Origin of the sequence: Microbulbifer okhotskensis, assembly GCF_023895975.1 — a bacterium.
In the GTDB taxonomy this organism is placed as follows: Bacteria; Pseudomonadota; Gammaproteobacteria; order Pseudomonadales; family Cellvibrionaceae; genus Microbulbifer; species Microbulbifer okhotskensis.
On sequence record NZ_JALBWM010000060.1, the window covers coordinates 1 to 24,889 of the forward strand.

Sequence of the window (24,889 nt, forward strand, 5' to 3'; positions counted from 1 at the left end):
GAACGGTACAGTGACTACGGGGCTATAGCTGCATGAAACTGTCCGAAGTGTTGTTAAAAGATAGCGGCGAATCCACTATCTTTGCTGGAAGAACGGGCTGCTAAGAATATTCGGCGATGTCTGCGATAGCTATTAGTGTCAGATTTCTGGAAATCTGTTATTGGATGAATTTTATCCATTCCATAGAGTGGGTATACTTTAATAACATTCCACTACACATAAGAACTACTAAACCTCTCAAGTAGGCAGGGTTTATTTTAAATAGGCAGTGAGCCCCCAGCCAAGCGCCTATAGCTTGGCCAATCATCATTAAGATACCCACTACCCATAAAATATGTCCGGCAAACAAAAATATTGTTAAAGAAGCCAAATTGGTTGAGAGATTAAGTGGTTTTGCTACCGCGGTGGATGTTAATAAATCATGACTCCGACAAGCAATTCCCGACAAGGTAAAAAATGACCCCGTTCCGGGACCAAACATGCCATCGTAGTATCCAATCAGTGGGATTACGCCATATTTGTATTTCTCATTTGAGATTTTTGGCTTATCATTGTTTGGGGTGAGAGATGGAGATAAAAGAAAGTAAACTGCGATAAATAAAAGAATAGCAGGAATGATAAATGATAAAATATCAGTGTTGATAAACTGTACGACGATTGTTCCAATCGCGGCACCAGTAAAAGCAGGTAGCATTAGGGGTTTTACCCCATACCAACTTATTTTATTACTTTTTATCATCATATAAGTGGCTGTTGCAGTGCCAATACTACCTTGTAGTTTATTGGTGCCCAAGACAGTTAAGGGCGGTACACCGCTTAGGATAAGGGCCGGTACGGTTATCAGGCCGCCACCGCCTGCTAATGTATCTAACAGGCCAGCAATAACAGCGACAAAAAATAGAACACCCATTAATTCTATAGAAATGCTTGCGAGCTCCAAGAAAGTACCTCCTTTCGTTTTTTTTAGGACAGAAAACTGATAGCGTAACCGTGCTTTTGATTGGTTGATTATTCTTGGAAAATTAATAGAGCAGTACCACTATTTAAATATCGCAATGCTATTTGGTTAAGATCATGGTTTTCTTTTCCACCACGTGAGAAAATTCTCTCCCACAGAATATTGAGGTAGGGAGTGAGCGTGCTCTTCAATACCCTGTTCCTGCTCCATTTCGATAACCTTTAGCTTGGCAGCTTCAAACCAAGCTTTGGGGTTACCCGCCCCCGACGCCAGGGCCTCACCATAGAGAGCAGAGCTGAACCAGGTGCGCTGAGAATCGTCACTACAACCGAACGAGCTACGGTCGGCAGCGGCTGAAGTAAAAATTATCCGGTTTGGGTGGCTTAAGGCATCTGCCCACTGGCCGGAAAAGCAGGCAGAAATCACGATCCACTGGTGCTGGGCGTTTACGCTTCCGAGCCACTGCTTTCCATCTTCCACAGTGAGATCATTCAAAGGTATTTTACCCTCAGCAATCTTGAAGTCACCGTTGCGGGCTCCATGGCTGACAAGGTGTATCAGCAATAAATCTTCTTGCGGGTCTAACAGTTGATCCAGAGCATTGAGGCCCTTCTGAATGCTGGTGCGGGTGGCGAGGGGAAAGTTAAAACCACTGCCATTACTGAGGCGCAGCACGCGCCCCTTAATATCAAAAGTTTCATCAAGGCGTTCTGTGACCCAATTCAGCTCCTTGGCGAAAACGGGAGAAGTGCCGTCCCCGCCGACGAGCAGCGTATAGACATCGCGAACGCCCTGCCTCTGTGGAGATAGTGAATCTATGGCACTCTGTAAGCGCTCGCTCTCGCTGTAAAGATGGGTTTCCGCATGGGCTGCGGGGATACCTGTTTGAGTGCGCCAGGCTTTCTCACTGGGGTAGTAGACACCTTTGGAGAAATAGCCGGGTTCCTCAACGATATTACCTTCCCTGTCTGTGCGGATACGCTTGCCTTCGCCCTCTGCCTTGCCATAACGGAAGGTGGCATGGATAACCGTGCCATCTGGCTGGGTCAGTTCACCGACGCCGGAGTAAAAGCTATATTCGAAGCCTCCGGTATAGCGAGAACCTTCACTATCTGTGTAGCTGCCCTGTAATAAAGCGCCATATTCAAAGGTGCCTTGATAGACACTGCCATCTTCAGTGGTTAACCAGCCTTCGCCATGGGGATCAAAGTCCAAAAACTCACCATTATAAGTTTCGCCACCGCTCCAATTCAGCACGCCCTGGTGTATTTTTCCCGCTAAAAATTCGCCTACCCACTCAATTTCGTCACAGGTATAGCGACCGTTGCCATGGGGTTCTCCATTGAGGAACTCTCCTTCGTACAGGCAGCCATCGGTCTTGGCTAATACACCCTTACCAACCATGCGACCTTCGCGGAATTCTCCTCGGTAGTGACTACCGTCGGGCCACCGCAGTTGGCCCCGACCGTGAAACAAGCCCTCTTGTAGATCGCCTTGATACACGGAACCATCGGGCAGGGCGGTGCCGCCTGCAAACAGGGTGGGTTCACAGGCACTGAGAAGAAGGAAAAGCGGGGTTAGGTGGGTGTATCTCATTCCATGATCCATCATCAAGGTCCTGGGGTGAGATTAACAAAACGACATCCGGGGTTCCCTAGGCTTTACTCAATTGCTCGAATTTAAGGCCGTATTTTTCCAGCAGTTGGCGTACGCGGTGAGAGTCGTTATTGGATTTCTTTGTAGCGCGGCTCACCTGGAAAAGCTTGCGCCCGGCTTCCGCCATGGTGCTGGATTCTTCACACACCCGAATCAGCCCCGCGAGTTTGATCTGCTCGTAGAAATCCATTGTGTCACAACTGCCGGGACCTAGCAGTGCATCAATAGGCGTCAGAGTTAGTGCTGACTCACCCTGAGGGCTCTGCCACTTAAGGCATAGCCTTTGAATCTCTTCCTCCACACCCTGTATTGTGATTCGCCCGCCGTCGGCGAGGGTGCCCATGCGCAGGATACTGGCGTTCAGGTCGCGGAAATTGGCGGACCAGCTGGCCTCTGCCGAGCGTCCAAAACACAGGTATTTTTCCCGTGCGGCTTTATTGAAGCTGATCAAATGCCCGGATTTTGTAGAAAAGGCTTCCAGCTCAAAGTCGATATTCGCTTCCAGGTCTTCGATACGTTCACGCAGGGAGGGGAGGCGATAGGTCCACAGGTCAATACGCGCCAGCAAATCCGCACGGAATTTGCCCTCGCGACTGAGTTGTACTAAATCCCGGTTGGTACCTGTGATCAGCTGGAAGTGACTGTTCACTTCATGGTCGGCGCCGAATGGCATAAAGCGCTTGTGCTCAATGGCGCGCAGTAGCATTGCCTGCTCATCCAGCCCCAGCTCACCGATCTCATCGAGAAATAGCAGGCCTTTGTCGGCCTCCATCAACAATCCCGGCCGATGGGTAACCGCACCGGTAAAGGCACCCTTTCGATGGCCAAACAGGGCGGACATCGCGTTCTCGCCGCGCAGGGTGGCACAGTTTACTGCCACCAGGCCGCCTTCAAGTTTGCCGCGCTGTTTGCGCAGCTCGAAAACTCGCTGAGCCAGCTGTGATTTACCTGCGCCTGTGGGTCCGGTAATCAGGATAGGGGCATCAGAGCGGATAGATACCTGCTCCAATTGCTCAATCATCCGATTAAAGGCGAGATTGTTGGTTTCGATACCGCCTTTCAGGTAAGTGGTGCCCTCCTGATGCTCGCGCTGGAAGCGCGAGGCGATCTGGTCGTACTTGGACAGATCCAGGTCAATAATTTGGTACTGGCCCGGCAGGTCGCTTTGCTTGTGCGCGGGGGAGGTTTGTAGCAGGCGCCCAGGGAAATAACCGGCTTCCGTAAGCAGGTAGAGGCAGATTTGGGCTACGTGGGTGCCGGTGGTGATATGTACCAGGTATTGCTCCAGGTCCGGGGTAAACGCATAAGCGCGGGCGAAATCAAGCAGAGTGCTATAGACGCTTTCAAAATCCCAGGGGTCGCCAAAATTAACCCGGTGGTGGACCACATGGGTTTCTGGTGAGACTCGCGCTATGTCTTCGGTGACTTGATCAGCCAAGCTCTTTGAGTGGTTATCGAACAAGAGTTCCAGCCGATCGATAAGCAGGTCATCGTGCTGGCACATGGAGATATTGGGTCTCCATTTATCCCAGCGCTTGTCGCCCTTGCCACGCCGGTCCTTGCTGGTACCGAGAATACTGATTGCTACTGTTTTCATGTTATCTAAAATAATATTTTGATATCAAAAAAGATAGATTATTATCATTTATGCTCTTTGAGCAATCTCACCAGAAACTCCCGAATAAATAATTAATCCTTAAAAAACAATAAGTTATAAAGATTTTTCAGCTTCATTGAAAAGTTGGCACTCAATTCGCTATATCAATAACAAACGAGGCGCATCAATAGTAAGCGCGGTTTCAAAAGGAGTGGAAGATGAAGCCAATGTCATATGAAGTCATGCAGGCAGGTGGGGTACCGATTAAGTCCTGGACCTTGGGTGTGCCCTTTGAAGATGAAGCCAGGGTGCAGCTCAAAAATATTTCGCAGATGCCCTTTATCCACAAATGGGTGGCGGCGATGCCCGATGTACACCTGGGTAAGGGCGCCACTATTGGCAGTGTGGTGGCCACACAGGGTGCGGTAATTCCCGCCGCCGTGGGTGTGGATATCGGCTGTGGCATGATGGCGGTGCGCACCAGTCTGAAGGCGGCGCAGTTGCCGGACAACCTGGCAGGGGTGCGCAGTGCCATTGAGCGCGCAGTACCTCACGGCCGCACCGGCCGAAACCGGGGCAGGGGCCGGGACAAAGGGGCCTGGGAGAATGCACCCGACGATGTTCTGACTGGCTGGGCGCCCCTGGCCACGCAGTTTGAGCAGCTGAAGGAAAAGCACACTGTTTTAAAAAATACTAACAATATCAATCACCTGGGAACCCTTGGTACCGGCAATCACTTTATCGAAATGTGTCTGGATGAGCACGGCAGTGTATGGCTGATGCTGCATAGCGGTTCCCGCGGTGTGGGTAACCGAATAGGCACTCACTTCATTGAGAAGGCCAAGCGGGATATGGAACGCTGGCATATTCAGTTGCCAGATAGCAATCTGGCTTATCTCCCCGAAGGCACTGAGCACTTTGATGATTATGTGCAGGCCGTAGAGTGGGCACAAGAGTTCGCCCGTATCAACCGCGAGGTAATGATGGTGCGTACTATCGGTGCAGTGAAACAGGCACTGGGTATGGATTTCGAGGCGCGTATGGAGGCGGTTAATTGTCACCACAACTATGTGTCCCGCGAGCATCATTACGGCAAAAATGTGCTGGTGACCCGCAAGGGCGCTGTAAGAGCGCGTGCTGGTGAAATGGGTATTATTCCCGGAAGTATGGGTGCGAAGTCTTTTATTGTACGGGGACTGGGTAATGAGGAAAGCTTCTGCAGTTGTAGCCACGGTGCCGGACGAGTGATGTCGCGCACCAAAGCGAAAAAACTGGTCTCAATGGAGGAGCACCTCGCCGCTACCGCCGACGTGGAGTGCCGCAAAGACGAAGGTGTTATCGATGAAACCCCATCGGCCTATAAACCGATTGAAAAGGTTATGGCAGCACAGAAAGACTTGGTGGAAATCGTTTACACCCTCAAGCAGGTGGTTTGTGTCAAAGGGTGATGCAGTTCAGGTCAAGGAGAAGGCCGAATTTATACAGGAATGTTGGCTGTCGGACCAATAAGTGCAGCGGCCACAATCGAGTTTGAATGTTTTATCCAGTTAGCGGAGTCGGTTCTGGATACCGGCCTGGCACCACCGCCCCTGGCGGCAGGTGTACCCACTGGTTAAACCCTCAAACGCCTACTTTGTAGCTCATTTGGGTAGAGCAATCGACTTATCATCGATGGGTAGCAGGTTCGACTCCTGCCAAAGTTACGTCGTCTTCGAAACGACCTTATGGGAAAGGCGAGAGCCTGGGGTTCGAATCCCCATTGAAAATCTATGGGGGTCCGGTGTATTCACTGCCGCGATCAAAGAGCTTTGAGCGTTGATTGCGATACAGTAATACCCGGCAACAACACCGTTATCCGCGGGTTTGCCTTACACGCCCCGGTGGCAAGTTTTGTGATAATTTTTCCTGGCCAGGGAGTTTGGCCCGCAGCTCAGGGTGAGCTAAATGGAGCGCATTGCAAAACCTCTGCTGTCGAGTCCTATTGGGTACAAACGATTGACTGTGCTGTGGCCGGCTGGGCCCCACCTTTGAAATGGAATAAAGATAAGAGCAATGAAACCTCTAATAAAAATATGGAAGATTGTGGATGTCGCAGACAGCGAGCGAGCACTGTTGTTTCGCCGCAACCGTTTTGAGAGGGTACTGCCTCCTGGGCGTCACCGTATATCGTTGCTATCCGGCGATGTGCGTGCAGAAACCTACGATATTACCGATGTGGTTTTCGACGTAATTAAAGCCAAATTTCTATTGAACACCTATGGTGAAATTCTCAGTGAATATCTGCAGTCTTATGAACTGTCAGATCACCAGGTGGGACTGTTTTATCGGGACAACCATTTGGTGGATATTTTACCGCCAGGGACTTTCCGTGCAGTGTGGAAGGGGGGGGAATCTGTTCGTGTGGAAATTGTGGATATTTCTGAGGAATACGCCATCAATAAGAACGTGCTGGGTCTGTTGGGTCGCGGAGTTCGCGCAGGGCAGATTCGTACTGCGGTACAAGCGATCAGCTATAACGAAATACCCGATGAACATATCGGCTTGTTAATGATTAACGGCAAGTTGGAAAAAATGTTGCAGCCAGGTTGCTATGGCTATTGGAAATACAATCGTTCAATCGCAGTGAAATTGCTGGATTTGCGTTTGCAGACAATAGACGTGAGCGGCCAGGAAATTCTTACCAAAGATCGAGTCAGTCTGCGTATCAATCTGAGTGGCACTTACGAAATTTCCGACCCGAAAAAAGTTGCTTTAAAGCTCAGCGATTGCAATGGCTTTATTTACCGTGAATTGCAGCTGCATCTACGCGAGGCTGTGGGCACCCAGACACTGGACAGTCTGCTTGCCGATAAAGACCGACTGAACATTGTGATTGCCACCGGCATACGCGATAAGTTGGCCGCCTATGGAATCGAGATTGCCAGCGTAGGGGTAAAGGATATTATTTTACCTGGCGATATGAAAATGATCCTGAATCAGGTAGTGGAAGCGCAAAAGGAATCCGAGGCAAACTTGATCAAGCGCCGGGAGGAAACCCAGGCGATGCGTTCGCTGCACAACACAGCCAAGCTGATGGATAACAACCCTGTGTTACTGCGCTTAAAAGAACTGGAAGCACTGGAGCGGGTCAGTACTCGGATCGATAAAATCTCCGTATACGGTGGCCTCGATGGCGTCCTCAATGATTTGGTAAAGCTGCGCCCTACCGCCTGATGTATTTTGCAGCGCTAACATGAAGTTTTGATAGTTAAGGAATTTGAGAATGATTGAGATAGACGGCGCCCAGGGGGAGGGCGGCGGCCAAATATTGCGCAGCACCCTCAGCCTGTCCCTGTGTCTGGGAACTCCGATTAAGATCAAGAATATTCGTGCGGGCCGTAAAAAGCCTGGCCTGTTGCGTCAGCATCTCACCTGTCTGCGTGCGGCAAAAACGATAAGTAATGCTGTGGTCACTGGTGAGCAGTTGGGTGCCTCTGAGGTGACTTTTGTTCCGGGAACCGTGCGCCCGGGCGACTATCATTTCCCCATTGGCTCCGCCGGCAGCACCAGCCTGGTGTTGCAAACCGTGTTGTTGCCGCTGTTATTCGCTGATGAGGTGAGTGAAGTCAGCTTCGAAGGCGGTACCCATAACAAAAAAGCCCCCAGTTTCGATTTTATTGCCGAGGCTTATTTGCCACTGCTGGCACGCATGGGGGCCCAGGTGGAAGTGGCCCTGGACGATTACGGGTTTTATCCCGCTGGTGGCGGCACCTGGCGCGCGCGTATCCAGCCACTATCACAGCTTTCGGCCTTGCAACTTACCGAGCGCGGTGAGTTGCTGGATTACGAAGCTGTGGCCACCTCCGCTCATATTCCCGCCCATGTAGCCCAGCGCGAGCTGGCGCAGGTGCGCAAAAAATGTGATTGGCCAGCGGAGTGCCTGCACCAACGGCAGGTACCTTCTCAGGGGCCAGGAAATCTATTGTCTCTGCGCTTGCGGGCGCAGCAGATAACAGAAGTGTTTGAGGCTATGGCCAAGCAGGGCGTCAGCGCTGAGCGGGTAGCCGATGGCGCAATTCGGCAGATGCAGCGCTATATTCATGCCGGCGTACCCGTGGGTGAGCATCTGGCTGATCAATTGATATTGCCTATGGCACTTGGTGCCGGCGGCAGTTTTGTAACGCTTAAACCGAGTTTACATCTACGCACTAATATCGACGTTATTCACCAGTTGACCGGCGCGCAAATTGATTTGCAAGAAGAGGGGCTGGATCAATGGCGAGTGTTAGTGCACAGCCATAAAGAAAAGCAGGCTGCATAAGAGGGTAAATTTCAGGCTTTCAGATGGCTTGCAATTGAAACCCCATCCAGGGACTGAGCGGCGCAACTCCAGGCAGAATCGAGGTTTTTAGCTTCCTAGACAGGGGAAATAAATGCCTGTCTGATTTCTAGAAACTATTCGGTTTGCCCGCCCCGTTCTTAAGGTAATTCTGCAGGCTTCCGGGCAGGTAGTGGTCCCAGCCCCTTTTACACATATTCCAGCACTTCATTTCCGGGCGCAAGCCAATATGGGTAAAGGTCAGGCGGATGCCGCCGGGTTGCTCGACAAACTCGAAGCGGAGTGTACTGCCCTCCCACTCTCTGGGGGTATCGACCTGTTCAGAAACCATAAAAGACTCGATACATTCAAGTTCGATCAGTTTCTGGGGGATCAGGGCTTTGGCGCGGAACACCCAATAGGACTGTCCGTCAAATCCGGTTTTGGCGGTATCGCCTACCGCCAGGAAGGGAGCACTGGTAGGGGTCCACCAGTGGGGCATCTGCTCGGCTACTACTCGGTAAGCTCTTTCCGGTGTGGCAGGGCTTAAGAAAGAAGTGGTGTAGTCAGGCATGATTACTTCCCTACTTTGTTTATTTATTGTTGGGTTGAGTTCGGCTATAACATTTAGCAACTGACCCTAGTTTTACAAATTTTAACCTTCCGTCAATTCACAGGTTCTGCCTTTAAAAGTAGACGGATTTGAGCATTTTTCCTTCCCTGCCTTTTTGATTCTTATTAATTCGCGCCATTTCTCGTCGGTGTCATTTAGCTATTAAATTAAAATCGAAAAAATGATAGCCATCCCATTGTAGACAAAGGCATATTCTGATGTATGTCAATAAATGAGTTGGTACTCTGCTTGCATAATACATTCGCACCGGGATAACTGCTGTGGCCGGGAAATATCTTAATAGGACTGGCTTGGTATCAGCAGTTGCCTTCCCCCCAATCTTTTGCAAAGGAACGGCGAATGAAAGAACAGAAATTATCCACCGCAGTCGCGGCCATTATCCTTGGGGTTTCCGCCTCTCAAGTTGGCGCAGTGGAAAATGGTAGTGCCACGTTAATCGATGCACTGACTTTGGGAGAAGTGGGAGTAAATCTTCGCTATCGAGTAGAGCATGTTGATCAGGATAATATAAATGATGTCGCCATCGCCTCTACCTTAAGAACCCGCTTGAATTGGACTAGCGGCAGCTACCGCAGTTTCGATGCATTTTTTGAAGTGGATAACGTCAGCGGAATTGGCAATGATAATTATAATTCCACAGTAAATGGTAATAGTGAGCATCCGGTGGTTGCGGACCCTGAAGGCACAGAGGTAAACCAGGCATATCTGCAATATCGCGCTGGAAATTCCGCAGTGATTGTCGGCCGCCAACGTATCAACCTGGACAGCCAGCGTTTTATCGGCAGTGTGGGTTGGCGTCAAAACGAACAGACTTATGACGGTTTGCGTTACCAATATGGTGCAGAAGGACAGTTGCAGCTGGATTACAGCTATCTCTATAACGTCAACCGTATTTTCGGGGAAGACAGTGATCGTGCGGATCTTGATGGAGATATCCAGCTGTTTCATGCTAGCTATCCACTGGTGGAAAACCACAAGTTGACTGCGTTTTTCTACAATCTCGACCTGGATAACGCCTCCAGTTTCGCAGCTCGTACTTACGGTGCAGCCTATCGGGGAGATTTTGGTCGGTTTGAAACCCAGCTTAGTTATGCCCGGCAACAGGATATTGGCAGCAATCCTTCTGATTATGCTGCCGATTACTATTTGGCTGAGATTGCGGCTCCGCTGGGCCCGGTAACAGGCAAACTGGGGTACGAAGTACTGGGTTCAGACAGTGGCGTCAGTTTTAAAACACCCCTGGCAACGCTGCATAAATTTCAGGGCTTTACCGATCAGTTCCTGGTAACTCCTGCCGATGGCATTGAGGATTTATATATTGGAGGTAGCCTGGCTTGGGCGGGGGGGGATTTGGGGATTACTTATCACAACTTTGAGGCCAGCGAAGGCTCAGAGAATTATGGTAATGAATGGAATATCAGTTATAGCCATAAATTTGATCAGCATTTTTCTGCACTGGTAAAATATGCCAACTACGATGCGGAGGATTACAGTTCGGATACCGATAAATTTTGGTTAATGCTTACGGCAAAATTCTGATTTTCTTGAATTGGCAATTCGAAAATTGATTTTGATAATGTTGAGCTCCTCAAGTGGCGGAGCCCAGCATTGTCTTACTTCTGCAGCGTGTCCTGGCTTTTAGGCGTGCCCGTGAACTCACAAGGGAAGGGAGTCTACTTGTTGATTTTTAACAGGCCGGATACCTCACCTTTGGGGTCCAGCTGTGTATGTAAGTTAACGAAGACTTTTCCATCCATTAGCCCCTTGCGATAAGGCTCCTCCACCATCCACTTGCCCATAATATATCCACTGGTGCCTTCAGCGCATTTTTTTGCTAGGCCGTGTTTATCCTTATCAGTTTTAGTCTCGGGCCAGTCGGGGACCATACCGGGGTGTGTGGGCATTCCGCAGATGGTTTGGATAATCGGGCCACTGGGTTTACCCGGCTTGCAAATAGGGGGCTCTTTAGCGTCGCCTGCGCACAGCATATGAAAATGCGACATAGCCACCCCACCCTTTGATAGATCGCTGTAGCCAACCATAAAGTTCAGCATATGTGTCTGGTTGTTGTAGGCACCAATAAAGAAGCCAACAGCCTCTTTGGGGGTTTGTGGATTGACTTTTTTACCGAGCATATTTTCATTAGCGGTGGTTAATTTAGCTTTAAAGAGGGTAAACCGTTTGTCATTTCCCGCCTTAGACCACGCCTTCTCACCACTCCCATGTTTAGCAGCCGGTGGGTCCTTTTCTTTTTTATTGTGGCTATCAGAAAGTGTGAACGCAGAATAAGCCAGTATAAACATCGGCACTATTAAAAAAATGGCTTTGTGCAATGAATTCAGCTTCATAAACCTTTCCTCATTATCAAATCGATAGAGTCATTTCGTAATGGAAGATTGGATGCCAGGCCATCGGCGGGGCTGATATTCACCAATACTAATCGGTGCAAATCACGGGATGAGCTAGCGATAAGTACTTGTAGCATATGGGCTAGATATTGGTCCTTTGGGGCCAATTTAAGAGACAATATTTTTGACTCTGGCTATTCGGGCGCTGGGTGAACTGTGGAGTGAATGGGCGCTTGGATTTTTGGTCAGTAGTTGGCGCAGTGGGGGGAGCAAGTAGAAGTTACCAGAATGGTCGCTGAATATTATTAAGAAAAGTACAGGCCCAAATTAAAAAACTAGGGGGTGGCAGTAATTCGCTCGCCCCTAGTGATTCTTTTAATGAGGACTGGGCCCTATCACTACGCATTCCTCCAAATCAGTTCACGCTCGCGCTCACTGGCATAGAGGGGGGTAAAGTCAAACTGCACCTCGGTGCCCCCTTCTTCGCGGCGACGAATATTCAACTTGCCGTTCAGGTTGCTGGCGCGCTCCTGCATGATCGACATACCGAAGTGATTGCGTTTTTCCGGTGCGCTGCTGATCCCGATACCGTTATCGCAGATACGTACGTTGAGGGAATGGTTGTCAGCCTGGGTCAGGCTGATCTGCACCATATCTCCCTGGGAGTGATACACCGCATTTTGCGAGGCCTCGCGCACCAGTTGCAGCAGGTGAATTTCCTCGTGCGGGGTGAGAGGAACCTCATCCAGGTGGTAGTCGAGTAAGACGTTAATCTGCGGGTGTTGTTCGCGGTAGGAGAGGATCGACTGCTCCAGGATACTGCGCAGGCCGCCGGGCCCTATTTGCAGGCGGAAGGTAGTTAGCAGTTCGCGCAGCTGGCGGTAGGAGGAGTCGAGCCCCTCTTTCAGCTCTGTGATAATTTCCTCCACCTTGGCTTTGTCCACCTGCTCGCTGCGGTTGGCGCGATTGAGGCGGGTCACCTGGATCTTAAGGTAGGAGAGGGATTGGGCCAGGGAGTCGTGCAGTTCCCGCGCGATGATTGCGCGCTCGTCCAACAGGGCCACGCGGCGCTCCTGAGCTTCCCGTTCGTTGATGGCAATGGCGGCGGTGACACTGTCGGCAAAGGTGGCCAGACGTTGCTGTTGTTCATCGTCGAGGCTCTCACCCTGAGGGAGAGTGCACATCAAGACGCCGTAATTGCGTTTGTCTACTTCCAGCGGGAAGCGGTATACGCGATGGTTGCTCTCGTCGGTCGGGCCACAGGTACTCACGCAGATACCGCACTCGCTGCCGCTGCAATGGCTGTTGCCATGTCCCTGCACCAAGTGTTCATAGGGAGCTTCACCCTCGGGCGTCATCAGGCACAGGTCGAGATTATCCAGGTCGGCCACATTGGCGAAGGCCCCCAGCCACTGGCCGAGTTCGGCGCCGGGCAGAGGGCCCTCACTGATGCGTCGCGCCAGACGGTATTGGAAGTCCAGCGCCTCGTGACTTTTCTGTAGCTGTGCGGTTTTTTGTTCCACTCGGTGTGCCAGGTCTTGATGGGTTGCGTGGATCTCATCACTCATATAGTTGATGGTGCGCGCCAATACCCCCAATTCGTCCTCGCTGTCGATCTCCAGGCGGTGCTGGTTGAAGTCCCCCTGGGCGATGCTCAACGAGCGGTTGGTGAGCTGTTTGAGGGGCTGCTCCACAAAGCGGTGCAGTATGTACATCGACAGGTATACCAGCGCCACGATGGCGAATAGGGAGCCCACCTGTACCAGGCGCAGCAGGCTGATTTTTTCCTCGGCGATGGTTTGGTAGTCGAATACCAGGGCATCCACATCGTCGATAAACGGCTCCAGGCGGGTGGCCAGTTGCAGGGAGTCCGAGGAGGTTTGGCCGGCGGCAATGGACTCCAGCAGCGGGCGGATTTCACCTTCCCAGCTGTCGATTACCTTGCGGTAATTGCGCGCTGCGCGCAGGTTGTCGCTGGCGGCGAAGTCGGAAATGCTCAGTACCTGTGTCAGGCGCTGCGCCAGCTTGTCTGCCAGAGTGGCGGTGGCCTCAATATCGCCGGAAGGGGCGGTGGCGGACAGTTGGTAGCTGAGGGCGCGGAGGGAGCCGGCCAGGTTCACCGCAGCGGCATCATTTTCGGCGGCGTCGGAGATAACGTAGGAGGCCACCATGGAACTGAGGGACACCAGCACGGTAAGCAGCATCAGGGTGCCGATGCGGTAGACGATGGACTGTCGAATTCGGTTCAGCATATGGAGTTCGCTTTGCCCTCGGGCAGCTGTGGATGGCTCGTTCCTATTGTGCCGCCCGTTGGCGCCCAAATTTGCGAGTACCACTAAAGACCGCTAGTTTTGCACAAAATTTGGTCTGTCGTCTGTTTTTTATACAGAGACCCTGCCAGCGCTGGGCTGGGGCATCACTTTAATGGCCCCTCGGAGCCTTTTCCCTACCCATTCAGGGGTAATTATTCGCTTTTCTACCCCTTTTAGGTCAGATGATCCCACGGCCAGGGCCTTTTATATTCCCGCTAAACCGATGCTTTAACCGCATGCCGATGCCCTGGGAGTACCGCATGAGCCATTTCCTGGACCGACTGAAATATCTGAAGAAACACAAAGAACCTTTTTCCGGAGGACACGGGGAAAAGACCGACGACGATCGCAGCTGGGAAGATGGCTACCGTCGCCGCTGGCAGTTCGACAAGATCGTGCGCTCCACCCACGGGGTGAACTGTACCGGCTCCTGTAGCTGGAAAATCTACGTTAAAGACGGTCTGGTTACCTGGGAAACCCAGCAGACCGACTATCCGCGCACCCGCCCGGATCTGCCCAACCACGAGCCACGGGGCTGCCCGCGCGGTGCCAGTTATTCCTGGTATATGTACTCGGCCAATCGTCTCAAGTACCCGAAGATCCGCAAACGCCTGGTAAAACTATGGCGCGAAGCCAAGCTGCGGTATAGCGATCCGGTAGAGGCCTGGGCCAGTATCGTCGAGGACCCGGCCAAGGCGCAGTCCTACAAAGAACGCCGCGGTATGGGTGGCTTTGTGAGGATCAAGTGGGATGAAGTTAACGAACTGATCGCCGCCTCCAACGTCTACACCACCAAGAAATATGGCCCGGACCGGGTGACTGGCTTCTCGCCGATCCCCGCCATGTCTATGGTGTCCTACGCCGCCGGTGCCCGCTATCTGTCACTGATTGGCGGCAGTTGCTTGAGTTTTTACGACTGGTACTGTGACTTGCCACCGGCCTCACCACAGGTCTGGGGTGAGCAAACCGATGTGCCAGAGTCCGCTGACTGGTACAACTCCAACTACCTGATCGTGTGGGGCTCCAATGTGCCGCAGACCCGCACCCCGGACGCACACTTTCTCAGCGAAGTACGCTACAAGGGCGCCAAGACCTGTGTGGTTACGCCTGACTACTCGGAGTGCTCCAAGTTTGGCGACACCTGGCTGGCACCGCGCCAGGGCACCGATGCAGCCCTGGCGATGGCCTTCGGCCATGTCATCCTGAAAGAATTCCACGTCGACAAGCCCAGTGCCTACTTCACCGAGTACGTGCGCACCACCACCGATATGCCGATGTTGGTCACTCTGGAAGAGCGCGATGGCAAGCTGATACAAGGCCGCTTCCTGCGCGCCTCCGATCTGGCAGAAAACCTGGGTCAGGATAACAACCCGGAATGGAAAACCATCGGCGTGAATCACGATGGTCAGCTGGTTTCACCGCAGGGTTCCATGGGCTATCGCTGGGGAGAACCTTCCGCAAAAGAGGGGCATGGCAAGTGGAATATCGAGCAGCGCGACGGACGCAGTGGCGAAGAGTTGGAGCTGAAGCTCAGCCTAAAAGACTGCGCCGATGAGATTGCGCAGGTCGCCTTCCCCTATTTCGGTGGCCAGACCCACGAACACAACTACTTCCAGCACACCGATCACGATGAAGTGATCGACTACAAAGTGCCGGTGAAGTTTGTCCAAAACAAGGACGGTGAGATTCTCAAAGTGGCCAGTGTCTATGACCTGACCCTGGCCAACTACGGCGTTGAGCACGGTCTCGACGACCCCAACTGTGCGCAGAGTTACGACGAAGACAAGCCCTATACCCCTGCCTGGCAGGAAAAGGTGACTGGTTGTCGTCGCGAGAATGTGATCCAGGTAGCCCGTGAGTTTGCCAACACCGCCGATAAAACCCGTGGACGCTCCATGGTGATTCTGGGAGCGGGTCTCAACCACTGGTACCACATGGATATGAACTACCGCGGCATCATCAATATGCTGATGTTGTGCGGTTGTATCGGCCAGAGTGGCGGTGGCTGGGCCCACTATGTCGGGCAGGAAAAACTGCGCCCGCAGACCGGCTGGACCCCACTTGCCTTTGGTCTCGACTGGCAGCGTCCACCGCGCCATATGAACGGCACCTCCTTCTTCTACAATCACGCCAGCCAGTGGCGTTATGAGAAGCTGGAGATGGATGAAGTCGTGTCGCCGCTGGCCGACAAGAGCAAGTGGCAGGCTTCCATCATTGATTACAACAGCCGCGCCGAACGCATGGGCTGGCTGCCCTCCGCGCCGCAGCTGGGGATTAATCCGCTTCAATTGACCAAAGATGCCGCCGCCGCCGGTATGTCTGCCGAAGACTACACGGTGCAGCAGCTCAAGCGCGGTGCGCTCAAGTTCGCCAACCAAGACCCGGATAATCCGCAGAACTTCCCGCGCAATATGTTTATCTGGCGCTCTAATTTGCTCGGTTCTTCCGGTAAGGGCCACGAGTACATGCTGCGCCACCTGCTCGGTACCAAGCACGGCTTGATGGGCAAGGACCTGGGCGAAGAAGGGGGCAAGAAACCGGAAGACGTGGCCTGGAATGACGCCCCTAGTGAGGGCAAGGTCGATCTGCTGGTGACACTGGACTTCCGTATGTCCACCACCTGCCTCTATTCCGACATAGTGCTGCCCACCGCCACCTGGTATGAGAAGGACGACCTCAATACCTCGGACATGCACCCCTTTATTCACCCCCTCACCAAGGCGGTGGACCCGGCCTGGGAGGCGCGTAGTGACTGGGATATCTTCAAGGGCATAGCGAAGAAATTCTCCGAACTGACCGACGGTCACTTGGGTGTGGAGAAGGATTTGGTAACCCTGCCGATCCACCATGACACGCCCGGAGAAATCGCCCAGCCATTCGGTGTAAAGGCTTGGTGGAAAGGCGAATGCGACCTGATTCCCGGCGTTACCGCGCCGAGTATGATCGAGGTAGAACGCGACTATCCCAACACCTACAACCGCTTTACTTCTATCGGTCCGCTGCTGGAGAAACTCGGCAACGGCGGTAAGGGCATCAGCTGGAACACCGATGACGAGGTGGACTTCCTCAAGAAGCTCAATCGCACCTGGAAGGATGAGACTGCCCGCGATGGCCGCGCCCGTATCGACAGCGCCGTCGACGCCGCCGAAATGATCCTGTCGCTGGCTCCTGAGACCAACGGCCAGGTAGCGGTGAAGGCCTGGGAAGCCCTGGGCGCGATTACCGGTCGCGATCACACCCATCTGGCCAAGCCCAAGGAAGACGAGAAGATTCGCTTCGCCGATATCGTGGCGCAGCCCCGCAAGATTATCTCCTCACCCACCTGGTCCGGCCTGGAAGATGAGCATGTGAGCTACAACGCCGGCTACACCAACGTGCACGAAATGATCCCCTGGCGCACCATCACCGGCCGCCAGCAGTTCTATCAGGATCACGAGTGGATGCGCGATTTCGGTGAGAACCTGTGTGTGTACAAGCCGCCGATCAACCTGAAAACCGTGCAACCGGTGCTCAACCAGAAGCCCAACGGCAACAAGGAGATATTGCTCAACTGGATCACTCCGCACCAGAAGTGGGGCATCCACAGCACCTACTCCGACAACCTGTTGATGCTTACCCTGTCCCGCGGTGGCCCCATCGTATGGATGAGTGAGTACGACGCCAAGTTGGCGGGGATCGAAGACAACGACTGGATCGAAATCTTCAACGTCAACGGTGCCATCGCCGCCCGCGCCGTGGTATCCCAGCGGGTGCCCGACGGCATGGCCATGATGTACCACGCCCAGGAGCGCATCGTGAATACACCGGGGGCGGAAACCACCGGCACCCGTGGCGGTATTCACAACTCTGTGACCCGCGCCGTGATGAAGCCCACCCATATGATCGGTGGCTACGCACAGCAGTCCTACGGCTTCAACTACTACGGCACCGTGGGCTGTAACCGGGATGAGTTTGTGGTGGTCAGGAAAATGAATAAGGTCGACTGGCTGGATGGCGAAGACGTCAAAGAGCCGACGCGAGAGGAGGTGTAGCGATGAAAGTTAGAGCCCAGATAGGCATGGTGCTGAACCTCGATAAATGTATCGGCTGCCACACCTGCTCAGTGACCTGTAAAAATGTCTGGACCTCCCGCGAGGGGGTCGAGTACGCCTGGTTCAACAATGTCGAAACCAAGCCCGGAATCGGCTACCCGAAGGAATGGGAAAACCAGGACAAGTGGAACGGCGGTTGGGTACGCAAGCAAAATGGCAAATTGCAGCCGAAAATCGGTGGCAAGCACCGCGTGCTGGCCAACCTGTTTGGCAACCCGGACATGCCGGAAATCGATGATTACTACGAGCCGTTCGATTTCGACTACCAGAATCTACACAATGCGCCGGAGCAGAAGCACCAACCGGTGGCCCGCCCGCGCTCGCTGATCAGTGGCGAGCGCATGGAAAAAATCGAATGGGGCCCCAACTGGGAAGAAATTCTCGGCACCGAATTCGAGAAGCGCAAAAAGGACAAAAACTTCGAGCAGATACAAGCCGACATTTACGGTGAATTTGAAAACACCTTTATGATGTACCTGCCGCGCCTGTGCGAACACTGCCTCAACCCGGCCTGTGTCTCTGCCTGTCCCAGCGGCGCCATCTACAAGCGTGAAGAAGACGGTATCGTCCTGATCGACCAGGACAAGTGTCGCGGCTGGCGCATGTGTGTCTCTGCCTGCCCCTACAAAAAGATTTACTACAACTGGAAAACCGGTAAATCCGAGAAGTGTATTTTCTGTTACCCACGTATCGAAGCGGGCCAGCCCACCATCTGTTCCGAGACTTGCGTAGGCCGTATCCGCTACCTGGGCGTGCTGCTGTATGACGCAGACCGCATCGAGGAAGCCGCTTCCGTAGAAGATGAAAAAGCGCTCTACCAAGCCCAGTGCGATATTTTCCTCGACCCCAGCGATCCCAAGGTTCAGGAAGCGGCCCGCGCCGAAGGTATCCCCCAAGCCTGGCTCGAAGCTGCGCAGAATTCTCCCGTGTACAAAATGGCTATCGACTGGCAGATCGCTCTGCCGTTGCACCCGGAGTACCGCACCCTGCCCATGGTTTGGTATGTGCCACCCCTGTCTCCGATCCAGAATGCGGTTCAGGCAGGCCAAGTGGAAACCGTCACCGTGGGACGCGGCGCCGAGATTCCCGACCTCTCCACCCTGCGCATCCCGCTGCAATACCTGGCTAACCTGCTCACCGCTGGCGATGAAAAACCGGTGGCCCGAGCGCTGGAACGCATGATTGTGATGCGCGCCTATATGCGCGGCATCCATGTGGACGGCATACAGGAGCGCGAGTTACTGGAAGAGGCCGGGCTTACTGTCGCCCAAGTGGAGGATATGTATCGCTATATGGCCCTGGCCAACTACGAGGACCGCTTCGTGGTGCCTTCCAGCCATAAGGCCTACGCCGAGAATGCCTACGACATGAAATCCTCTTGTGGTTTCAGCTTCGGCAACGGCTGTAGCACCGGCAACGACAGCACCAATATCTTCGGTGGCAAGCAACAGGCGGTACGCGAAGTGATACCCGCCAAAGTGGTCGACTGAAGTCGAGCGGAGAAAACCGATGAAAGTATTAAACCTGATCGCCCACCTGCTGGATTACCCGTCCGATGAGCTGGTGGCACACCTGGATGAGCTGACCCGCTGGTTAGCAGAGTCCGAGGACCTGGATGCGCCGCTGCGCGACATGCTGCTGGCATTTATCTCCCATTACGAGTGTATGGACGCGCTCGACTGGCAGAGTGAATACGACGGCCTGTTCGAACGCGGTCGCGCGGTATCCCTGCATATCTTCGAGCATGTGCACGGCGAATCCCGCGATCGTGGCCAAGCCATGGTAGACCTGACCGCGCGCTATCGCAGCGCAGGTCTTGAGCTGAAGGAGCGCGAGCTGCCGGACTATCTGCCCACTTACCTGGAGTTCTGTGCAACCCAGGGGGAGGAAGCCTACGGCTGGGTTCACGATATCACTCACGTGATTGCCCTGTTAAGTGCGCGTCTGTCCAAGCGCGAGAGTCCCTATCACCTGTTGATGGATTCACTGCTGCAGATGGCTGGCGTTTTTGTCGACCTGACAGCTCTCAAGGAAGAAGTGGCCAACGAAGAGCGCGACGACACTCCGGAAGCCCTGGACAAAATCTGGGAGGAAGAGGTGGTCAGTTTCACCGGCGCCAACCAGTGCGACCAGTCGGTAACGAAGCCCAGTCCCGCCCAGCTCCGCGATGGTCAGCCTCTCACCTGGGCCGCCGATGCGGCGCAGAATTCTGCCCAGCCCGCACTACAGGAGTAACAAGATGAACTATCTGAATACGCTGCTCTTTGCCATCTACCCCTTCGTCGCCCTCACGGTGTTCCTGGTGGGTAGCCTGATCCGCTACGACCGCGATCAATACACCTGGCGCACGGGCTCCAGCCAGCTGTTGGAGCGCAAGCAATTGCGTATCGGCAGTTACTTGTTCCATATCGGGGTAATTGCCATCCTGGCGGGCCACTTTGTGGGCCTGCTCACGCCCAAGGCGGTGTGGCACTTCCTCGGTATTGAAGCCTCCACCAAGCAGATGATGGCCATGGGTATTGGTGGCTTATTCGGGGTGATCTGTTTTATCGGTCTCACTATCTTGATCAAGCGCCGTCTCACCAACAAACGCGTGCGCGCCACAACGTCCAAAATGGACCTGGCAATTCTGCTGATGCTCTACGCACAATTGATCCTCGGTTTGATCAGCATCGTAGTGTCTGCCGGTCATATGGACGGTGCCGAAATGCTCAAACTGATGGCCTGGGCCCAGTCCATTGTCACGCTCGACGGAGCCGGTGCAGCCGCCGCGATCAGCGGAGTGAACATCATCTACAAGCTGCATATTTTCCTCGGCATGACCCTGTTTCTGCTGTTCCCCTTCAGCCGCCTGGTGCACGTATGGAGTGTTCCGGTGCAGTACTTCCGCCGCAATTACCAGGTAGTCCGCGCCAGAGCGGCGCGCTAACCCTGTAACCAATAAATGACCCGCCACGAGCGGGCCCAGTGTGGAGTTGAGTCATGAATACATTACTGGCTACTGATGCTGCCGGGGGCGAATTTGAAATGGCCGAGGTAGTGGCCGTTAACGGAACCGAAATTCCAGCGGACCTGATTTACCAGGAGATGCAATACCAGCCCGCCGACTCACCGCGTCAGGCAATTTACTGCGCTGCGCGCGCACTGGTAATCGGCTGGCTGTTGCGTGAGCGAGCCGCAGGGCAGGGTCTGTGTGGAGCGGACGAAGACCTGCACAGCGAGGCATTTGATCGCGCAGTGGCAGACCTTCTCAAAGGTGAGCTAGTCGTGAGTGCGCCGGATGAAACCGAGTGCCGCGCCTACTTTGAATCCCAGCCACACAAATTCCGCTCCGATCCCCTCGCCGAGGTGCGTCATATTTTACTGCCTGCACAGCCGGATGATACCGACGCCTGCGCCAAGGCACGTGCCGGTGCGGAGACCCTGTTGGAACAGATTCGCATTGATGCCAACCCGCTGCAGGCTTTCGCACGCCTGGCCCAATCCCACTCCGCCTGCTCATCATCCGAAGCCGGCGGCAGTCTCGGTCAGGTGGGGCGCGGCGATACCGTCGCCTCCTTCGAGCGCGCAGTATTTGAGCAGGGCACAGGCTTGGTCGCGGAGCCGGTAGAGACTCCTTATGGCGTGCACCTGATTTATGTAGAGCAGTGCGAACCGGGCCGCCCGCTGGAATATGAATATGTTTCCGAGCGGATCGAGGAATACCTGACCGAAAAACGCCGCCGCCAGATGACCAGCGACTATCTGCAAATGATGGTGCAAACCGCGCAAATATCCGGCCTGGATTTATCGGGGGAGGCCCACTGAGGTGGCAGAGATTCGCCAACTGTTCGCGCGCAATCGAGTCTGGGCAGATGAGAGGACGGCTCAGGACCCGGAGTTCTTCCAACGCCTGAGCCGCCTGCAAGTACCTAAATATTTATGGATCGGCTGTTCAGACTCCCGCGTGCCCGCCAACGAAATTGTGGGTATGGCACCGGGGGAGTTATTCGTACATCGCAATATCGCCAACGTAGTGGTACACACAGACTTTAATTGCCTCTCGGTGCTGCAATACGCCGTTGAAGTGCTCAAGGTTGAACACGTAGTGGTGTGTGGCCATTACGGATGCGGTGGAGTACAGGCCGCCATGGGCCACAGCGAATGTGGCCTGGTGGATAACTGGCTGCGCCATATCAAGGATGTCTACGCCCGTCATCGGCAAGAGCTGGAATCCCTCGATAAAGAATCGCGCTCAGCGCGCCTTTGTGAATTAAATGTGATGGCGCAGGTACAAAACCTGGCTATGACCAAAATAGTCCAGCACGCCTGGGACCGAAACCAGCGCCTCAGCCTGCACGGCTGGATCTACGATATTCGCGATGGCCTGATTCGAGACCTGGGTATGCGGATGGACGATCGCGGCCAGGTGCCGGAGATTTATCATGTTTATGGTGGGGTGCAGGAGGAGGGGTGAGATTTACCATCGAGTTTCCCTGCTCCTATGTCCCTAATTAACTAGCTTCAGGCTCTGGAAGAGAACAGCGCAGCTACGGATGTCCAAGATCGCTGTCCATCCCCAGCTTACTGGTGCGTTGTACCATGGACGCTTGTTAGGCATTCGATGCTGGTATAAAGACATTCAATTTATTGCCATCCAGATCTCTGAAGTAACCGCCATAAAAACCGTTACTGCCTCTATTACCAGGAGAACCCTCGTTAGTCCCCCCAAGATTTATTGCTTTTAAATGAGCAGAATCAACCTGCTCTTTGGTTGATACTTTAAGAGCAACCATACCACCATTACCAACTGTGGCATTCTTTCCATCAAATGGCTTAGTGATGCATAATGCTGGAACGTCTCTAGAACTTCCCCACGCTGCCATGGAATCACTTTTCCAAAGTCGTTTTTCTCCCAGATGACTCATTAACTCATCATAGAATTTAACAGAACGATCAAAATCATTTGTCCCCAAGGTAATATAACCAATCATATATTTTCACTCTTTGTGAACAATTTGCTGGATAGAAGTCTTGCCTATTGTTTGAATGATTTTCTGCCAAAATGGCAAATCAAATGCCCTTGTTTATTTTGCCTTTATATAAAATCACTCAATTTTAATAGCACAACCATTGGCGGATTGCCTTGTGGGCCTCCGTATAATGCTGATAAATAGCCATGCTTTAAATCGGTCTCATCCAAACATATTAAAACAGAAGTCTCAGGTTTTGATTTAGAGTTGGCAGGTAAAGTTATCTCCGTTCCTTTGACGATTAGTTGCCATCCTTGGTCCTTTTCTTTGATAGATCTATAACGAACAGACCAAAGCTCCCTTTCGCCAAGCTCTTCAAACGTTAGCCGGGTTGGTAGCTTTGCCTTAATCTCATGGCATTTCTTTATGTCGTCGAATACTACGCTAACATCAATATCGCGAGCATTTGCCGCTTCTTTTGATAGCTCGTCCCAACCAAGTGCAAAACAGAGATTGGAAAACAGGATTAAAAAGATTGAGTTTAATATCTTCATTGTTTTCTATGGGGCATGACTATGCGTTAATGTCAAATAACAATATGTCTTTTCTTGCAAAAATAAGATCGAAGAGATCAGCACAAAGGTGCATAGTGTTGGCCGCCCGGCACAGCGCTGTCAACATGGAAATCTAACTGCGGAACCTAATTGGGTGACTCGTTTAAAGCTCCGGACTTTATGTCCAGCATTCCTGGCATGTTACAGAAACCCCTTTTGTGCATATTTCCGCTATTAACCTGAGAGTCGAGATACTTTACTTCACCTAAAACAACAACCTCTATTTCAGGAGAAATCATCAAGTGCTGTTTTGGATAATGCCTAACCAAAACTGTCCATAATAAATATGGCGCGCGCAGTTGGGGCGGTACTATAGGCGCAGCCTAAAGATTCGTCTGTTAATCTGCTATTGTTATATATTTATTTTTTATGAGGCAGGTTAACTACATTACCTGCCTTTTTATTTTTTGAGGTTACGTTTTTAACCTTTCTGAGTAAGTGAGGTGAAACGTTCCATTTCTGACCTGACTCTGTAATAACGGTAACCGTTTTCTTGTTGAATTTAACAAGTGTACCAATCTGTTTGCCTCTGCCTGGTGGCTCAAAGCTCACCTGCTCCCCAGGATTGAACTGCATCATTTCTTTATGTGTATGCATGGATTCGAGGAATTTGAGTCTCTCAACAACCCTATGGTTGAGTTCCACAAGCTCATCTTCAGTTAATTGATCAATATCTATGTTCATATGATTACTCAATCTTTGGTTATATAATACTGAGATGATCGGGGTATTGCGCGAATCGTAGCGCTTTTAATAGGGGCCTGCAAGGATGAAATAAACTTCATTATCTAGGTATGTGAGCTTCACTCCTTACATTTCAATTTTTTGAATTTCCGCACTTTTGTGCGAATATTTTTCATTGGGGATGACGTGTTAAATTGAATCATTTTCCCTAATGTGTAATTTTTATACCAATTTCTAGCATAGAGTTCATCATTACTCTGTGACTCGACTAGCCGCAAGATTTGTTCAGTGGTTGATTGAAACTCTGATAGTAGCCTTTCAAAAGACCAATCTTGATATTGGCTATGAAGATGACTAGCTAATTGGCCAAGTTCATTCCATTGGTAGCCTGTCTCAGGAAAATCTGCTTCAAGCCCCCTTGATGTAAGGTCATACCACTTCAGGACGAGTTTACCCCAACCAATCAAATATGACAGTGTATCGCAAATACTTATCTCAGTATTTTTAGTGTTACCCTCAACACCAATTTGCCGTGAATGTTCTTCTGGAATTTCTAAGTAATCCGCAAGAAGCTTATCAAAAGCAGTTCGAATGGCTTGAAGCAACTCTTCTTTATTCTTGGGTATTGATGACATAACTGATTTATTCACATAACGCTGCCAGCCCAGTCTGGGGGGCAGGCCCTAAAGGGCAGGGCTGTCCCATATAAATCGGTGTAAAAACGAACAGAATAGACCTAGAATAGC

The 24,889-nt window shown here is 52.3% G+C and carries 20 protein-coding genes and 1 tRNA gene; 11 read left to right on the top strand and 10 right to left on the bottom strand.

Annotation, left to right across the window (positions count from 1 at the left end; all coding sequences use genetic code 11):
* Positions 1 to 157 precede the first annotated feature (157 nt).
* From MO867_RS13605 to rtcR, 3 genes are all read right to left on the bottom strand, one after another.
* Positions 158 to 940, bottom strand: a complete 783-nt coding sequence (locus MO867_RS13605) for a TSUP family transporter (protein ID WP_252469474.1) — start codon at positions 938 to 940, stop codon at positions 158 to 160.
* 132 nt (positions 941 to 1,072) lie between these two features.
* The gene (locus tag MO867_RS13610; RefSeq protein WP_252469507.1) at positions 1,073 to 2,554 is read right to left on the bottom strand and encodes a C13 family peptidase; all 1,482 of its coding nucleotides are present in this window, start codon (positions 2,552 to 2,554) and stop codon (positions 1,073 to 1,075) included.
* A gap of 58 nt (positions 2,555 to 2,612) precedes the next feature.
* Positions 2,613 to 4,211, bottom strand: coding sequence for an RNA repair transcriptional activator RtcR (rtcR, locus tag MO867_RS13615; RefSeq protein ID WP_252469540.1), 1,599 nt, complete (start codon positions 4,209 to 4,211; stop codon positions 2,613 to 2,615).
* A 218-nt stretch (positions 4,212 to 4,429) separates the two neighbouring features.
* On the opposite strand from rtcR, the gene MO867_RS13620 reads away from it, so the two are divergent.
* The 4 genes from MO867_RS13620 to rtcA all read left to right on the top strand — a co-directional run bounded on the left by MO867_RS13620 (position 4,430) and on the right by rtcA (position 8,511).
* The gene (locus MO867_RS13620) at positions 4,430 to 5,659 is read left to right on the top strand and encodes an RtcB family protein (RefSeq protein WP_305884247.1); all 1,230 of its coding nucleotides are present in this window, start codon (positions 4,430 to 4,432) and stop codon (positions 5,657 to 5,659) included.
* A gap of 182 nt (positions 5,660 to 5,841) precedes the next feature.
* A tRNA-Ile gene (locus MO867_RS13625) sits at positions 5,842 to 5,914 on the top strand.
* A 349-nt stretch (positions 5,915 to 6,263) separates the two neighbouring features.
* Complete coding sequence (locus MO867_RS13630) at positions 6,264 to 7,424, top strand: slipin family protein (protein WP_252469543.1); 1,161 nt, start codon at positions 6,264 to 6,266, stop codon at positions 7,422 to 7,424.
* A gap of 49 nt (positions 7,425 to 7,473) precedes the next feature.
* On the top strand, positions 7,474 to 8,511 hold the full coding sequence (gene rtcA, locus MO867_RS13635) for an RNA 3'-terminal phosphate cyclase (protein WP_252469555.1): 1,038 nt from the start codon (positions 7,474 to 7,476) through the stop codon (positions 8,509 to 8,511).
* Between the two features lie 127 nt (positions 8,512 to 8,638).
* Here rtcA and MO867_RS13640 read toward each other — a convergent pair whose 3' ends face one another.
* Positions 8,639 to 9,082: an SRPBCC family protein gene (locus MO867_RS13640; RefSeq protein WP_252469557.1), complete on the bottom strand. Its 444-nt coding sequence runs from the start codon at positions 9,080 to 9,082 to the stop codon at positions 8,639 to 8,641.
* Between the two features lie 399 nt (positions 9,083 to 9,481).
* Between MO867_RS13640 and MO867_RS13645 the strand changes: the two genes are divergently transcribed.
* A complete protein-coding gene (locus MO867_RS13645) occupies positions 9,482 to 10,681 on the top strand; it encodes an alginate export family protein (protein ID WP_252469559.1) in 1,200 nt (399 codons plus the stop codon).
* A 134-nt stretch (positions 10,682 to 10,815) separates the two neighbouring features.
* On the opposite strand, the gene MO867_RS13650 is transcribed toward MO867_RS13645, so the two are convergent.
* Both MO867_RS13650 and MO867_RS13655 read right to left on the bottom strand, forming a co-directional pair.
* Entirely contained in the window at positions 10,816 to 11,490 is a 675-nt protein-coding gene (locus MO867_RS13650) for a CHRD domain-containing protein (protein WP_252469561.1), read from the bottom strand.
* 398 nt (positions 11,491 to 11,888) lie between these two features.
* Positions 11,889 to 13,742: a histidine kinase gene (locus tag MO867_RS13655; RefSeq protein WP_252469563.1), complete on the bottom strand. Its 1,854-nt coding sequence runs from the start codon at positions 13,740 to 13,742 to the stop codon at positions 11,889 to 11,891.
* 320 nt (positions 13,743 to 14,062) lie between these two features.
* On the opposite strand from MO867_RS13655, the gene MO867_RS13660 reads away from it, so the two are divergent.
* Genes MO867_RS13660 through can form a run of 6 tightly spaced genes read left to right on the top strand, consistent with a single transcriptional unit; the run spans position 14,063 to position 22,349 of the window.
* Complete coding sequence (locus MO867_RS13660; RefSeq protein WP_252469565.1) at positions 14,063 to 17,833, top strand: nitrate reductase subunit alpha; 3,771 nt, start codon at positions 14,063 to 14,065, stop codon at positions 17,831 to 17,833.
* Positions 17,834 to 17,835: 2 nt separating this feature from the next.
* Positions 17,836 to 19,383, top strand: coding sequence for a nitrate reductase subunit beta (narH, locus tag MO867_RS13665; RefSeq protein WP_252469567.1), 1,548 nt, complete (start codon positions 17,836 to 17,838; stop codon positions 19,381 to 19,383).
* Positions 19,384 to 19,402: 19 nt separating this feature from the next.
* On the top strand, positions 19,403 to 20,128 hold the full coding sequence (narJ, locus tag MO867_RS13670) for a nitrate reductase molybdenum cofactor assembly chaperone (RefSeq protein ID WP_252469589.1): 726 nt from the start codon (positions 19,403 to 19,405) through the stop codon (positions 20,126 to 20,128).
* A gap of 4 nt (positions 20,129 to 20,132) precedes the next feature.
* Complete coding sequence (gene narI / locus MO867_RS13675; RefSeq protein ID WP_252469591.1) at positions 20,133 to 20,822, top strand: respiratory nitrate reductase subunit gamma; 690 nt, start codon at positions 20,133 to 20,135, stop codon at positions 20,820 to 20,822.
* Positions 20,823 to 20,875: 53 nt separating this feature from the next.
* The gene (locus tag MO867_RS13680; protein WP_252469592.1) at positions 20,876 to 21,700 is read left to right on the top strand and encodes a peptidylprolyl isomerase; all 825 of its coding nucleotides are present in this window, start codon (positions 20,876 to 20,878) and stop codon (positions 21,698 to 21,700) included.
* Between the two features lies 1 nt (position 21,701).
* Positions 21,702 to 22,349, top strand: coding sequence for a carbonate dehydratase (gene can / locus MO867_RS13685; protein WP_252469593.1), 648 nt, complete (start codon positions 21,702 to 21,704; stop codon positions 22,347 to 22,349).
* A 136-nt stretch (positions 22,350 to 22,485) separates the two neighbouring features.
* On the opposite strand, the gene MO867_RS13690 is transcribed toward can, so the two are convergent.
* From MO867_RS13690 to MO867_RS13705, 4 genes are all read right to left on the bottom strand, one after another.
* A complete protein-coding gene (locus MO867_RS13690) occupies positions 22,486 to 22,866 on the bottom strand; it encodes a VOC family protein (RefSeq protein ID WP_252469605.1) in 381 nt (126 codons plus the stop codon).
* A 104-nt stretch (positions 22,867 to 22,970) separates the two neighbouring features.
* Entirely contained in the window at positions 22,971 to 23,399 is a 429-nt protein-coding gene (locus MO867_RS13695; protein WP_252469616.1) for a hypothetical protein, read from the bottom strand.
* Positions 23,400 to 23,819: 420 nt separating this feature from the next.
* A complete protein-coding gene (locus MO867_RS13700) occupies positions 23,820 to 24,143 on the bottom strand; it encodes a hypothetical protein (protein WP_252469618.1) in 324 nt (107 codons plus the stop codon).
* Positions 24,144 to 24,262: 119 nt separating this feature from the next.
* On the bottom strand, positions 24,263 to 24,793 hold the full coding sequence (locus tag MO867_RS13705) for a ClbS/DfsB family four-helix bundle protein (RefSeq protein WP_252469620.1): 531 nt from the start codon (positions 24,791 to 24,793) through the stop codon (positions 24,263 to 24,265).
* Between the last annotated feature and the right edge of the window lie 96 nt (positions 24,794 to 24,889).